Source organism: Actinomycetospora soli (genome assembly GCF_021026295.1).
In the GTDB taxonomy this organism is placed as follows: domain Bacteria; phylum Actinomycetota; class Actinomycetes; order Mycobacteriales; family Pseudonocardiaceae; genus Actinomycetospora; species Actinomycetospora soli.
In genome coordinates this window covers 84,918-97,366 of the sequence record NZ_JAJNDA010000012.1, presented here as the reverse complement: position 1 = coordinate 97,366, position 12,449 = coordinate 84,918, and the positions used below count along the sequence as shown (strand labels likewise).

General features: G+C 75.3%; 12 protein-coding genes. 6 read left to right on the top strand and 6 right to left on the bottom strand.

The genetic code is table 11. The features are described from left to right. Positions 1-100: 100 nt before the first annotated feature. Positions 101-562, bottom strand: coding sequence for a hypothetical protein (locus tag LN037_RS19830; protein ID WP_230755858.1), 462 nt, complete (start codon positions 560-562; stop codon positions 101-103). A gap of 25 nt (positions 563-587) precedes the next feature. Then, positions 588-1,259 carry a maleylpyruvate isomerase family mycothiol-dependent enzyme gene (locus tag LN037_RS19825; RefSeq protein WP_230755856.1) on the bottom strand — a complete coding sequence of 224 codons (672 nt, stop codon included), beginning with the start codon at positions 1,257-1,259 and terminating at the stop codon, positions 588-590. A gap of 19 nt (positions 1,260-1,278) precedes the next feature. On the opposite strand from LN037_RS19825, the gene guaA reads away from it, so the two are divergent. The 3 genes from guaA (at position 1,279) to LN037_RS19810 (ending at position 5,258) form a co-directional block, all read left to right on the top strand. Further along, entirely contained in the window at positions 1,279-2,838 is a 1,560-nt protein-coding gene (gene guaA, locus LN037_RS19820; RefSeq protein ID WP_230755854.1) for a glutamine-hydrolyzing GMP synthase, read from the top strand. A 91-nt stretch (positions 2,839-2,929) separates the two neighbouring features. Continuing rightward, positions 2,930-4,027 (top strand): aminotransferase class I/II-fold pyridoxal phosphate-dependent enzyme, encoded by a 1,098-nt coding sequence (locus LN037_RS19815; RefSeq protein ID WP_230756075.1) that lies wholly within the window; start codon positions 2,930-2,932, stop codon positions 4,025-4,027. Between the two features lie 43 nt (positions 4,028-4,070). Further along, positions 4,071-5,258 (top strand): FAD-dependent monooxygenase, encoded by a 1,188-nt coding sequence (locus LN037_RS19810; RefSeq protein ID WP_230755852.1) that lies wholly within the window; start codon positions 4,071-4,073, stop codon positions 5,256-5,258. 9 nt (positions 5,259-5,267) lie between these two features. On the opposite strand, the gene LN037_RS19805 is transcribed toward LN037_RS19810, so the two are convergent. After that, positions 5,268-6,464, bottom strand: a complete 1,197-nt coding sequence (locus LN037_RS19805; RefSeq protein WP_230755851.1) for an amino acid permease — start codon at positions 6,462-6,464, stop codon at positions 5,268-5,270. A 106-nt stretch (positions 6,465-6,570) separates the two neighbouring features. Between LN037_RS19805 and LN037_RS19800 the strand changes: the two genes are divergently transcribed. After that, on the top strand, positions 6,571-7,050 hold the full coding sequence (locus LN037_RS19800; protein ID WP_230755850.1) for an Lrp/AsnC family transcriptional regulator: 480 nt from the start codon (positions 6,571-6,573) through the stop codon (positions 7,048-7,050). 86 nt (positions 7,051-7,136) lie between these two features. Here the strand turns inward: LN037_RS19800 and LN037_RS19795 are convergent, their stop codons facing one another. Genes LN037_RS19795 through LN037_RS19785 form a run of 3 tightly spaced genes read right to left on the bottom strand, consistent with a single transcriptional unit; the run spans position 7,137 to position 10,261 of the window. Beyond that, on the bottom strand, positions 7,137-8,765 hold the full coding sequence (locus LN037_RS19795; RefSeq protein ID WP_230755848.1) for an amidohydrolase: 1,629 nt from the start codon (positions 8,763-8,765) through the stop codon (positions 7,137-7,139). A gap of 19 nt (positions 8,766-8,784) precedes the next feature. After that, the gene (locus LN037_RS19790; RefSeq protein WP_230755846.1) at positions 8,785-9,063 is read right to left on the bottom strand and encodes a hypothetical protein; all 279 of its coding nucleotides are present in this window, start codon (positions 9,061-9,063) and stop codon (positions 8,785-8,787) included. After that, positions 9,056-10,261: a PspC domain-containing protein gene (locus tag LN037_RS19785; protein WP_230755845.1), complete on the bottom strand. Its 1,206-nt coding sequence runs from the start codon at positions 10,259-10,261 to the stop codon at positions 9,056-9,058. Before LN037_RS19785 ends, LN037_RS19790 begins: the two co-directional genes overlap by 8 nt. A gap of 173 nt (positions 10,262-10,434) precedes the next feature. On the opposite strand from LN037_RS19785, the gene LN037_RS19780 reads away from it, so the two are divergent. Beyond that, positions 10,435-11,691, top strand: coding sequence for a PspC domain-containing protein (locus LN037_RS19780; RefSeq protein ID WP_230755843.1), 1,257 nt, complete (start codon positions 10,435-10,437; stop codon positions 11,689-11,691). Continuing rightward, on the top strand, positions 11,688-12,359 hold the full coding sequence (locus LN037_RS19775) for a response regulator (RefSeq protein ID WP_230755841.1): 672 nt from the start codon (positions 11,688-11,690) through the stop codon (positions 12,357-12,359). The genes LN037_RS19780 and LN037_RS19775 overlap by 4 nt, the downstream gene beginning before the upstream one ends. The last annotated feature ends 90 nt before the right edge of the window (positions 12,360-12,449 follow it).

The window sequence follows — 12,449 nt, the reverse complement described above, 5'->3', positions numbered from 1 at the left end:
TGTGGTCGCCCGCTGCCACTGACGTCGCACCGGCCGGGGTGCCCAGACTTCAGTGGCACGGGGTGCACCTGAGTCGCCCCGGTGCCACTGACGTCCGCGGTCAGACGTCGAGCCAGCCGATGCCGGACGCGGGCGAGAGCACGAGCTCCAGCGCCGGGGAGTCGGGGTGGTCCCCGCGCAGCTGCCGGGCCGTGACCGCGACCGGGCCCGCCGGCACGAGGAGGTGCGGAGTGCGGTCGGGGTGGACGACCGGCTCGTCCGCGAACTGGGCCGCCATGGTCAACGCCGTGTAGTCCGGCACCCAGAGACCGTCGTCGCCCACCAGCAGCCGACCGTGCTCCTCGCGCACGCTCGACGCGGTGGACGGTGCACCGCGCACCTCGACCGGACGGTCCGCCCCGTCCGGTCCGAGGTGGACGCCGAAGACGTGTCCCGCCGCGCGTTCGCGGGCGACGTGCGCCTGGAGCTGCGCGAGCGTCCAGTCGGGGTCGACGAAGCCCGCGTACGCCTCCCGGACGACGAGCAGGAGGAAACCGTCCTCGTCGGTGTGCAGGACGTCCACGTCGTGTGCCTACCAGGCGGGTGGGTCAGCAGCGGGAGCGGAGCACGTCGACGCCCGGCCCGGTCAGGTCGTCGCAGAACGTGGTCCGTCCGGCCATCGCCATGACGAGGGCGAGGGTGGGACCGGAGACGAGCGGCCCGTCGTCGGGACCGGCGTTGAAGGGCCCGTCGGTGGCCGTGAGCCGCAGGCCCGTGCTCACCGTCCGGCTGCGGACCGTGGAGTTCTGCGTCGCGAAGAACGCCGCGAGCAGCGTCGACGTCGACACGGGCACGTCGCGGACCCGTCCGAGCGGGCGCCGGACGTCGGCGCCGTGCACCACGATCTCGCCCAGCCACATCTCCTTCGGGCCGGGCGGGCAGACGGTGCTGTCGACGACCGCGCGGAAGCGGGTCAGCGTCTCGGCGGGGGTCGCGCCGCGGTGCTCGGCGAGTCGGCGGGCGTTGTGCCGATGGACGTCCCCGCGCGCGCCGACGACGCTGCGGATCCAGCGCCACGGCCCGATCGAGGCGCCGGCCACGAGGTGGGCGACGGTCTCCTCGACGGTCCAGTCGGTGCAGAGCGAGCCGGCCTGCCACTGCTGCTCGGAGAGGGCGGCGAGGTCGTCGGCGAGCGCGGCGCGCTCGGCGTGGACGAGGGGCCAGAGGTCGGTCGTCACGGTGGTCACGAGGATTGGACCGGCGTCGGCCCCGGAACTCATCGCTCGGCACAATGGGGACGTGAGCAGCAGTGGTGAGCACCCCGTCCTCGTCGTCGACTACGGCGCCCAGTACGCGCAGCTCATCGCCCGACGGGTGCGCGAGGCGCAGGTGTACTCCGAGGTCGTGCCGCACACGACGTCGGTCGAGGACATGCTGGCGAAGGACCCGGCCGCGATCGTCCTCTCCGGCGGGCCCGCCAGCGTGTACGCCGAGGGCGCGCCGAGCGTCGACCCGGCGCTGTTCGACACCGGGGTGCCGGTGTTCGGCATCTGCTACGGCTTCCAGCTCATGGCCTCGGCCCTCGGCGGCACCGTGGCGCACACCGGGGACCGGGAGTACGGCCGCACGGAGCTGCAGGTCACCGACGCCGGCCGGCTGCACGGGGACATCCCCGAGGCGCACCCGGTGTGGATGAGCCACGGGGACGGCGTCACCGCGGCGCCGGAGGGCTTCACGACGACCGCGTCGTCGCCCGGGGCGCCCGTCGCGGCGTTCGAGGACGTCGACCGGCGCCTCGCGGGCGTGCAGTACCACCCGGAGGTCGGCCACTCCCCGCACGGCCAGCTCGTGCTCGAGCGGTTCCTGCGCGACGTCGCCGGCATCCGGGCCGACTGGACCGCCGCGAACATCGTCGAGGACACCGTCGAGGCGATCCGCGCGCAGGTCGGGCCGACCGGCCGGGCGATCTGCGGGCTCTCCGGCGGCGTCGACTCGGCGGTGGCCGCGGCCCTCGTGCAGCGCGCGATCGGCGACCGGCTCACGTGCGTGTTCGTCGACCACGGGCTGCTGCGCGAGGGGGAGCGCGGCCAGGTCGAGCGGGACTTCGTCGCCGCGACCGGCGTCGACCTCGTGACGGTGGACGCCGAGGACGTCTTCCTGCGCGAGCTCGCCGACGTGGTCGACCCCGAGGAGAAGCGCAAGATCATCGGCCGCGAGTTCATCCGGTCCTTCGAGGGCGCCGCGCGCGACCTGGCCGAGGGCGAGGGCGTCGACTTCCTCGTGCAGGGCACGCTCTACCCCGACGTCGTCGAGTCCGGCGGCGGGACCGGCGCCGCCAACATCAAGTCCCACCACAACGTGGGCGGGCTGCCCGACGACCTGCAGTTCTCGCTGGTCGAGCCGCTGCGCGCGCTGTTCAAGGACGAGGTGCGGGCGGTCGGCGCGGAGCTCGGGCTGCCCGAGTCGATCGTGCAGCGCCAGCCGTTCCCCGGCCCCGGGCTCGCGATCCGCATCATCGGCTCCGTCGACGCCGAGCGCCTGGCCACCCTGCGCCGCGCCGACGCGATCGCCCGCGAGGAGCTCACCGCGGCCGGCCTCGACCGCACGATCTGGCAGTGCCCGGTGGTCCTGCTCGCCGACGTCCGCTCGGTGGGCGTGCAGGGCGACGGCCGGACCTACGGCCACCCCGTGGTGCTGCGCCCCGTGTCGAGCGAGGACGCCATGACGGCGGACTGGACCCGCGTCCCCTACGAGACGCTGGAGCGCATCTCCACGCGCATCACCAACGAGTGCGCCGAGATCAACCGCGTCGTCCTCGACGTGACCAGCAAGCCGCCGGGCACCATCGAGTGGGAGTAGGTGCTTCGCAGGTGAGCAGAAAGTGTTGTTATAGCGACCGTTAGTGCTCACGAGACCGGAGGTCACCTTGGCGACGACGATCTTCTCCGAGATGTCCGCGCTGGCCGTGCAGTACGACGCGATCAACCTCGGGCAGGGCTTCCCCGACACGCCCGGGCCGCGGGAGGTCGTGGACGCCGCGGTCGCCGCGATGCACCGGGGGCTCAACCAGTACCCGCCCGCGATCGGGGTGCCGGCGCTGCGCGAGGCGATCTGCGCCCACCAGCGGCGGTTCTACGGGCTGGAGCTGGACCCGGCGTCGCAGGTCGTGGTGTGCGCCGGGGCGTCGGAGGCGCTGTCCTCGGCCCTGGTGGCCCTCGTCGGCGCGGGCGACGAGGTCATCGCGCTCGAGCCGTTCTACGACCTCTACCAGGCCGCGTCGACGCTGGTCGGAGCGTCTCTGGTGCCGGTCCGGCTCAGCGCGCCCGACTTCGCGCTCGACCCGGCGCTCCTGCGCGCGGCGGTCACGGACCGGACGAAGGTCATCCTGCTCAACTCGCCGCACAACCCCACGGGCGCGGTGCTCTCGCGCGCCGAGCTGGAGGCGGTGGCGGCGGTCGCGATCGAGCACGACCTGATCGTCATCACCGACGAGGTCTACGAGCACCTGCTCTTCGACGACGAGGTGCACATCCCGCTCGCGACGCTGCCCGGGATGGCGGAGCGGACGATCACGGTCTCGTCGGCGGGCAAGACCTTCTCGGTGACCGGCTGGAAGATCGGCTGGGCCACGGGGCCGGCGGAGCTGATCGAGAAGGTGCTCGGCGTCAAGCAGTGGTTCTCGTTCGCCTCCGGGACCCCGCTGCAGCACGCCGTCGCCGTCGGGCTGGAGCTGCCGCAGGAGCGGTTCGCGACGATGGGCCGTGAGCTCCAGGCCAAGCGCGATCTGCTCACCGAGGGGCTGCGCGAGCTCGGCATGGAGGTCTACCACTCGAAGGCCTCCTATTTCGTGACCGCCGACATCGCGCCGCTCGGCGAGACCGACTCGCTGGAGTTCTGCCGCTCGCTGCCCGCGCGGGTCGGCGTCGCGGCGGTGCCCAACCAGGTGTTCCACGCCTCGCCGGAGGGCGTCGAGACGCAGGTGCGCTTCGCGTGCTGCAAGCGCGACGAGGTGCTCTCCGACGCGCTGCTGCGGCTGCGGAAGCTGTGACTCACGAGGTTTTATCTTGGCCACCAAGAGATATTCTGGGGGCATGGGAACACGCGTGGTGGTGGTCGGCGGGGGACCGGGCGGGGTGCTGCTGACGTACCTGCTCGCCCGCGGCGGGATCGAGGTGACGCTGCTCGAGGCGCGGCACGACTTCGCGCGGCGCTTCCGCGGCGACACCCTGGCGCCCGGGGTGCTGGAGTACCTCGACGACCTCGGCCTGGCCGCCGACCTGCTCGCCGAGGTGCCGCACACCCGCTCCGACGCGTTCCGCTGGCACACCCCGGAGCGCACCTACCGGCTCGTCGACTACCGCGGCGCGTCGAAGCGCTTCCCGTTCTACGCCCTGATCCCGCAGGCCCGGTTCCTGCCGTGGCTCTGCGCGCGCGCCGAGGGGTACGGCGCCGCCGTGCGGATGGGCGCCCGCTTCAGCGACCTGTTGCGGGAGGGTGACCGCGTCACCGGCGTCCGCTACACCGTCGACGGCGAGGCCCACGAGATCGCCGCCGACCTCGTCGTCGGCGCCGACGGCCGCTCGTCGAAGGTACGCGCCGCCGCCGGCATCGAGGCGACCGAGCTGGGCGCGAGCCTCGACCTGCTCTGGGCCGCGGTCGACCAGCACGACGACGACCCCCCGTCGTCCGGCCTGGACCTCTTCGCCCGGCCCGGCGGCACGATCGCCCTGCTCGACCAGGGCACGGGGCAGTGGCAGATCGGCTGGTCCGTCCCGGCCGGGACGTTCGGCGAGGTGCGCGCGGCCGGCGTGGAGCCGCTGGTCGACGCGCTCGGCACCGTGCTGCCGTGGCTCGTCGACCGCGTCCGCGCGACGGTGCGCTCGGTCAACGACCTCACGCTGCTGCCGGTCCGCATCACCACCGTCGACTCCTGGACCCGCCCCGGCCTCGTGCTGCTCGGCGACGCCGCGCACGTGGTGAGCCCGGTCGGCGGCAACGGCATCAACCTCGCGCTGGCCGACGCCGCCGAGCTGGCCAACCTCGTCGTCACGGGCCGGGACCCGGCGGAGCTCGAGCGCCGGCGCCGACCCGGCGTCGAGAGGGAGCAACGGGGGCAGGTCCGCATCGAGCAGGCGGCCGCGAAGCGCAACGCCGCGGGCGTCACCGGGCCGCCGACGGCGCTGCGGGTGCTCTCGTCGATCCCGGGTTTCCCGAAGCTCGCGGCGCGCCGCTCGCGGGTGCCGATGGCCGCCCCGGTGCCGGAGATCGCGCATTCCTGACGGCGGGTGTCAGCGGCGGGCCGCCGCGGGTGCCCGCGAGCGGCCGCCCGAGGCCACGGCGGCGACCACGAGCACCGGCAGCACGGCCACGGCCCCGGCGAACGCCAGGACGACCGAGACGGCCACGCACGCCACGGCAGCGGCGACGCGGAGCGGTCCGGCGAGCAGCCGGGCCCCGGCCGCCGTCGCGGCGACGTAGACGGCGAGGAAGAGGACGGTCGGGATCGCGACGAGCGTCGTCGTGCTCCACCACCCGAGCCCGGTGCCGAGCAGGAGCACGACGCCGACGCCGCCGACGCCGAGCGGGAGGCGGCGGGCCGGGCGCGGGCCGGACACGGCGGTCGTCATCGCGGCGGCCCCGGTCAGGTAGGCGTTCGTGGCGGCCAGCGTGAGGCACACCGCGACGAGGGCGGCGACCAGCGCGCCGGCGGGCCCGACGCCGACGCGGAGCAGGTCGGCGACCGGGGTCGGGCCGGCGGCGCCGGGGCCGAGCACGCCGACGGTCGCTGCCGCCAGCGCCAGGTAGAGCGCCGAGGTGACGGCGAAGGCCGCCGCGATCACCCGGGGCAGCTGACGGCGCGGATCGCGCAGGCGCGACGTCATCGGCGAGACCGCCTCCCAGCCGACGAACGAGAGCATGAGGACGGAACTCGCGGCGCCGACCGCGGCCCAGCCGTGCGGGACGAACGGGGTCCAGTGCCCGGCCCGGGCGTGCGGGGCCGCCGCGACGACGGCGACGGCCACGAGCGCGACCAGGACGCCGACGAGTCCCAGCTGCACCCCGGCGGACGACCGGCCGCCCGAGGCGGTCAACGCCACGACGAGCACGAGCAGGGCCGCGGCGAGGGCGGTGGTGACGCCGGGGCCGCCGCCGAAGGGCCTGGCGGCGTAGGACGCGCCGATGAGGCACACCACCGGCGCGCCGAGCACGGCGCCGCCGAGGAAGCAGACCGCGACCGCCCGTTCCGCCCGCGGGCCGAACGCCGCCCCCGCGAACCCGGCGGCGCCGGACCGTCCGGGATGCGTCCGCCCCAGCGCGCCGAAGACGGCCGCGAGCAGGCCCGAGAGCACGAGCAGGCCGCCCCAGGCGACGATCGAGGCCGGTCCGGCCACCTCGGCGGCGAGACCGGGCAGGAGCAGGACGCCGGGCCCGAGCAGGGCGCCGACGTAGAGCGTGACCGCCCGCGGTGTGGTGAGCTCGTCCATGCGTCGAACGATGTCGCGGATCGCGGCGCATCCGCTGCCGAATCTGCCGCGATCGAGACCATCTTGCGCAACGATCCGTCAGAAAAGCGGGCGTACCCTGCATCGCGTGCCGGACGACGGATTCGACAGGACCGACCGGGCCATCCTGACGATCCTGCAGCGCGAGGGCCGCATCGCGAACGTCGACCTCGCCGAGCGGGTCTCGCTCTCGCCGTCGTCGTGCCTGCGGCGGACGAAGGCGCTCGAGGCGGCGGGGCTGATCAGCGGCTACCGCGCCGAGCTCGACCGGACCCGGGCGGGACTGGGGATGACCGTGTTCATCTCGCTGCGCGTGGCGCAGCACTCGCGGGCGACGTCGCGCGGCATCGAGGACGCGCTCACCGCGATCCCGGCGGTGATCGCCTGCCACGTGGTGAGCGGTGAGGCGGACTTCCTCGTGGAGGCGGTCGTCCCGGACTTCGCGGCGTACGAGTCGCTGCTGCTCGACCACGTGCTCGCCATCGACGCCGTGGTCGACGCCCGGTCGACGTTCGCGATCCGCACGGTGCTCTCCCGGGGACCGCTCCCGGTCGACGGCGTCCGCTGAACCGACGACGGGGAGATCCTGCCATTAAATGACAGCAACGACGCTTTCCTGCCACCCGGGGGCGGGAGCGGGAGCGGCAGCGGAGGTCAGAGAGCGCCGTGCGTCCACTCGCCGTCGACCATGGTGGCCACGACCTCGACGCCGCCGATGCGGTCCGGGTCCACCGCGGTGACGTCGTCGCCGAGCACCACGAGGTCGGCGTGGCGACCCGGCGTCAGGGAGCCGCGGACGTGCTCGTCGCCGGCGATCCACGCGGTGTCGACGGTGAGCGAGCGCAGGGCCGTCACCGGGTCGACGCGCTCGTCGGGGCCGATCAGCCGACCCGACGACGAGCGCCGGGTCACCATCGCCTGCATCGTGCGCAGCGGGTGGCCGTCGGCGACGCAGGGGCGGTCCGAGGAGGCGGGGACCCGGACGCCGGCGCGCAGGAACGCGGCGTGCCGGTAGAGCAGGTCGGCACGCTCCCCGCCGACGGCGGCGACCATGGAGTCGCCGATCTCGTGGAGGAACCGGGCCTGCGGCACCGGCGTGATCCCGAGGGCGGCGAAGCGCTCGACCCCCTCGTCGGTGACCACGCCCGCGTGTTCGATCCGGTGCCGGACGGTCGGGCGGGGGAGCCGCGACTGCGCGTCGGCGAACGCGTCGAGGGCCGCGGCGACGGCCCGGTCGCCGATCGCGTGCGCCGCGACCGTCCAGCCCGCGAGGTGGGCACCGACGACCATCGCGTGCATGTGCTCGGGGTCGTCCTGGTAGTAGCCCGCGTGGTCGCGGTCGTGGAACGGCTCGCTCATCGCCGCCGTGCGGGAGCTCAGCGCCCCGTCGAAGAAGATCTTCATGGGGCCGAGCCGGAGGCGGTCGTCGCCGAACCCGGTGCGCATCCCGAGGTCGAGCCCGACGCCCTCGCCGCCGGCGACCTCGTGCAGGGCCGCGTCCACGGGCATCACCTGCACCCGCTGCGCGAGCAGGCCCTCGTCGCGGGCCGCCTGGTAGGCCGCGAGCTCGCGCGGGGTCCGGCCCATGAACCCGCCCGCGATCCCGCACTCGGTGACGTGGGTGAGGCCCTGCTCGGCGTAGACGCGGGAGGCCCGGCCGAGGGCCGTGGCGACGTCGTCGACGGCGTAGGGCCGCATCAGGTCGGCGATCAGCGGCTGCGCGGCCTCCTCGACGACGCCGGTCGGCTCGCCCGCGTCGTCGAGCACGACCTTCCCGCCCTCGGGGACGACGGCCGTCCCGCCGAGGATCCCGGCCCGTCGCAGGGCCGCCGTCGACGCGGCGCAGACGTGCCCGGAGCGGTGCTGCAGGCGTACCGGTCGCCCGCCGGCGGCCCGGTCGAGCGCGGCGTGGTGCGGGGAGCCGCCGAGCACGACGTCGTCGTAGCCGGCCCCGACCACGAACTCGTCGGGACCGGCCGTCGCGGCCCGCTCCGCGACCGCGGCGTAGACCTCGTCGAGCGTCCGCATCCCCGACAGGTCGATCTCGGCGAGGGTCTGTCCGAACCACGCCATGTGGTTGTGGGCGTCGCCGAAGCCCGGCACCACCGTCGCGCCGCCGCAGCCGACGGTCCGCGTCGCGGACCAGCCGCCCGGGAGCGACCCGTCGTCGAGCACGGCCAGCACCCGCCCGCCGTGGATCGCCAACCCGCGGGCGGGGCGGCCGGGGCCGTCACCGTCGAGGGTCAGGACGGCCGCGTCGTGCAGGTGCAGGTCGATCCGCATGGCCCACCCTGGCACGCGGTCAGCGTCGGCGGCGGACCGTCGTCAGGAGGGCGCCGCCCCCGATCACGACGGCGGCCCCGGCGAGCACCCAGCGCGGGTCGACGGCCACGAGGGTGGCCGGGCTGACCATCGCGAGCGTCGCCACCGCGAGGCACACGAGGCCGACCAGCAGGGCGATCGGGTCGGCGCCCCGCCGCGCGGGCGCGGTCGTCGTGCCGGGCCGCTCGGCGTCGGGGTGGACGGTGGGCGTGTCGGTCGGGGCCGCCCAGCCCCGCGGGTCGAATCCGGACTCAGCCACGGCGCACCGCCAGGTCCCCCGCACCGTTGCGCACGGTCAGGTCGACGACCTGCCCGCCCGGACCGTCCGGCCCGGGGTCGACCAGGCTCGTCACGGCGTTGCCGGACCGGCCGAGGCAGTCGACGTCGCCCACGCCGTTGGTGCAGGTCACGGTCACGTCCGCGGTCGCGGGGACGGTGACCGTGATGTCGCCGGCGCCGGACTCGACGGTGGTGCGGACCGGCGGGCCGGGGGCGACCTGCGACAGGTCGACGGTGACGTCGCCGAAACCGGTGCGGTAGCCGGGCAGGACCTGGGCGGTCGTCAGCGGGGTCGCGACGAGGTCGCCCAGGCCGCGCTGGTCGCCGACGAAGTCGCTGTCGTCGGGACGGGTCGCGGCGTAGGCGCCGAACACGGTCGCGAGCACCAGCGGGATCGCGACGAACACGAGTCCGCGGCGCGGGCGACCGCGCACGCCCGCGACGAGCAGGCCCAGCCCGACGACGGCGAGCGCCGCGGCCGGGATCCACACGCCGGTCACGCCCGGGACGCCGAGCAGGACGCCGACCGCGGCGAGGCCGGCGGCGAGCAGGGCCAGCGCGAGGGTGACCGGGGTCAGCACCCCGCGGCGCCGCGGCTCCCGCGCGACGGGCCCGACGGGTTCCGGACGACGGGTCGGGGCCGGGTAGGCCCACGCCTTCGGGTCCGCGCCCAGCGCGTCCCAGGCGACGGGCTCCCCGAGGTCGGCCGTCACGGCCGCGGCGGACGGCACGCCCGGGGTGCCGGGGACGCCGAGGTCGGCACGCGCGGTGTGCAGCAGGTAGAGCGTGACCGCGGCGAGGACGAGCGCGACGAACGTGACCCACCGGCCGTCGGTGGCGTTCCCGATGGTCGCGATCCCGACGACGGCCGTGATGACGATCAGGAGGACCGGGCTGCCCCGGTCGCGGTGGGCGCTCCGGTCGTGGGACGGCGGGTCCGCCGGGTCCGCGGGCAGCACCAGCCAGCCCAGCAGGTAGAGCAGGAGCCCGCCGCCGACGATCGCCCAGACGACGACGGCGACCCGCACCAGCGTCGGGTCCAGGTCGTAGCGTCGGGCGACCGCGCCGGCGACCCCGGCGATCTTCGCGTCCTCACGTCGGCGCGCGGGCCGGGTGTCCCAGGCTGCTCGCGCGACGGCGGCGAGGTCCGTCCCGTCCTTGGTGGTAGCCCCGCTCATGGGCCCATCCTCTCCGTGCCGGTGGTGATGGTCCACGAGCCTGCCGACGCTCCGGTCGCGGATCGTCCGGGACGACCCCGGTCACCGACCCCGACCGACCCCGGGATTTCTCGGGGTCGCCGGGGCGGGGAACCCGAGGTTCGCGGGGCGTGCGCCGTGTGACGATGGCTCCCGTGACCCGGACCGAGGAGCCGACGACGACCGCCGTCGTCGAGCGGCGCGTGCGCCGACACCGGACCGGTGCCGTGGTCGCGGGCGTCGCCGGGGGCGTCGCGGAGCACCTCGGTGTGCCCGTGCTGCGCGTCCGCGTCGTGTTCACCCTGCTCTGCGCCCTCGGCGGCGCCGGCGTGCTCGCGTACGGCGCGTTGTGGGTCTGCTGCCCGATCGAGCCGGTCGGGGTCGAGCGGGAGGTCGACGACCGCGACCGGGTGCGCGGGTTCGGCCTGGTCGCGCTCGGGCTGGCGCTCGGGCTGGTGCTCTCCGCGGTCGGCGACCAGATCTCCGGCTGGATCCTCGGCCCGCTCGGGATCGCGCTGGTCGGCGCGGCCGTGGTGTGGCGGGAGGCCGACAGCGACGGCAGCAAGCGCGGCGCGGGCCGGCTGGGTCGTCCGAGGCTCGTCGCGGGGCGGGGCGGGATCCTGCGGGCGATCCTCGGGGCCCTGCTCGTCGCGGGCGGCATCGGGGCGTTCCTCATCGGGAGCGCCGACGTCGGTGCGGTGCAGTTCGGGCTGCTCGCGGCGACCGCGACGTTCGTCGGCGTCGTCGTGCTCACCGTCCCGTGGTGGATGCGCCTGGCCCGCGAGCTGACCGAGGAGCGGCGCGAGCGCATCCGCAGCGAGGAGCGCGCCGAGATCGCCGCGCACCTGCACGACTCCGTGCTCCAGACGCTCGCGCTCATCCAGCGGCACACCGAGGTCGCCGGGGACGAGACCGCGCGGGAGGTCCGGCGCCTGGCCCGTCGTCAGGAACGGGAGCTGCGGGACTGGCTCTACCGCGAGTCGGACGACGAGGGCGTGCCCGAGGCGACCTGCTTCGGGACGGCGCTCCGCGCGGCGGCCGGGGAGGTCGAGGACACCTTCGCCGTGTCGGTCGCCCCCGTGATCGTCGGGGAGGCCGCGTTCGACGTGCGCACCGCGGCGCTCGTGGCCGCGGCGCGGGAGGCGATGACCAACGCGGCCAAGCACGCCGGGGTGGACGAGATCAGCGTGTACGCCGAGTGCGAGGACGGGACGGTCAGCGTCTTCGTCCGCGACCGCGGCAAGGGCTTCGAGCCCGACGCCGTGCCCGACGACCGGCACGGGCTCGCCGACTCCGTCCGCGCCCGGGTCGAGCGCCACGGCGGCACGGTGCGGCTGCGGACCGCGCTGGGCGAGGGCACCGAGGTGGGGCTGACGATGCCCCGGACCGAACGACCGAGTGAGGTGGCATGACCAGCCCGACCGAGGACACCGCCCGGGTGTTCATCGTCGACGACCACGCCCTGTTCCGCCGCGGGGTGCGCGCGGAGCTCGAGGGCCCCGGTGCCCGCGGCGTCACGGTGGTGGGCGAGGCCGGGTCGGTCGGCGAGGCCGTCGCCGGGATCGGCCACTACCGGCCCGACGTCGTGCTGCTCGACGTGCACATGCCCGACGGCGGCGGCGCGGCGGTCCTCGCCCGGACGCGGACCGAGTACCCCGACGTGGTGTTCCTGGCGCTGTCGGTGTCCGACGCCGCCGAGGACGTCATCTCGGTGATCCGGGCGGGCGCGCGCGGCTACGTCACGAAGACGATCTCGGGCCGCGACCTCGCCGACGCCGTGGTGCGGGTGAAGGCCGGCGACCCGGTGTTCTCCCCGCGCCTCGCGGGGTTCGTGCTCGACGCGTTCGCCGACCGGCCGGGCGCCGCGCCGCCGGTGGACCCGGAGGTCGACCAGCTCACCCGCCGCGAGCGCGACGTGCTGCGCCTGCTCGCCCGCGGCTACGCCTACAAGGAGATCGCGGCGGAGCTGGTGATCTCGGTGAAGACGGTCGAGACCCACGTGTCGAGCGTGCTGCGCAAGACGCAGTCGTCGAACCGGCACGAGCTCTCGCGCTGGGCGACGGACCGCCGCCTGGTCTGACACGCCGGATCGTCAGCCGCCCGCCGCGTCGATGGCGGTCTGCACGCACCCGGTGGGAGCAGGTCGCCATCGTCGGCCGCGCGCGTCGTC

What these genes read in the sequence shown, in the direction of transcription:
- LN037_RS19815 (WP_230756075.1), top strand. Translation starts at nt 2,930, where the DNA reads ATGTCCGCGCTGGCCGTGCAGTACGACGCGATCAACCTCGGGCAGGGC.
- LN037_RS19775 (WP_230755841.1), top strand. Translation starts at nt 11,688, where the DNA reads ATGACCAGCCCGACCGAGGACACCGCCCGGGTGTTCATCGTCGACGAC.
- LN037_RS19805 (WP_230755851.1), bottom strand. Translation starts at nt 6,464, where the DNA reads ATGGACGAGCTCACCACACCGCGGGCGGTCACGCTCTACGTCGGCGCC.
- LN037_RS19795 (WP_230755848.1), bottom strand. Translation starts at nt 8,765, where the DNA reads ATGCGGATCGACCTGCACCTGCACGACGCGGCCGTCCTGACCCTCGAC.
- LN037_RS19785 (WP_230755845.1), bottom strand. Translation starts at nt 10,261, where the DNA reads ATGAGCGGGGCTACCACCAAGGACGGGACGGACCTCGCCGCCGTCGCG.
- LN037_RS19810 (WP_230755852.1), top strand. Translation starts at nt 4,071, where the DNA reads ATGGGAACACGCGTGGTGGTGGTCGGCGGGGGACCGGGCGGGGTGCTG.
- LN037_RS19825 (WP_230755856.1), bottom strand. Translation starts at nt 1,259, where the DNA reads ATGAGTTCCGGGGCCGACGCCGGTCCAATCCTCGTGACCACCGTGACG.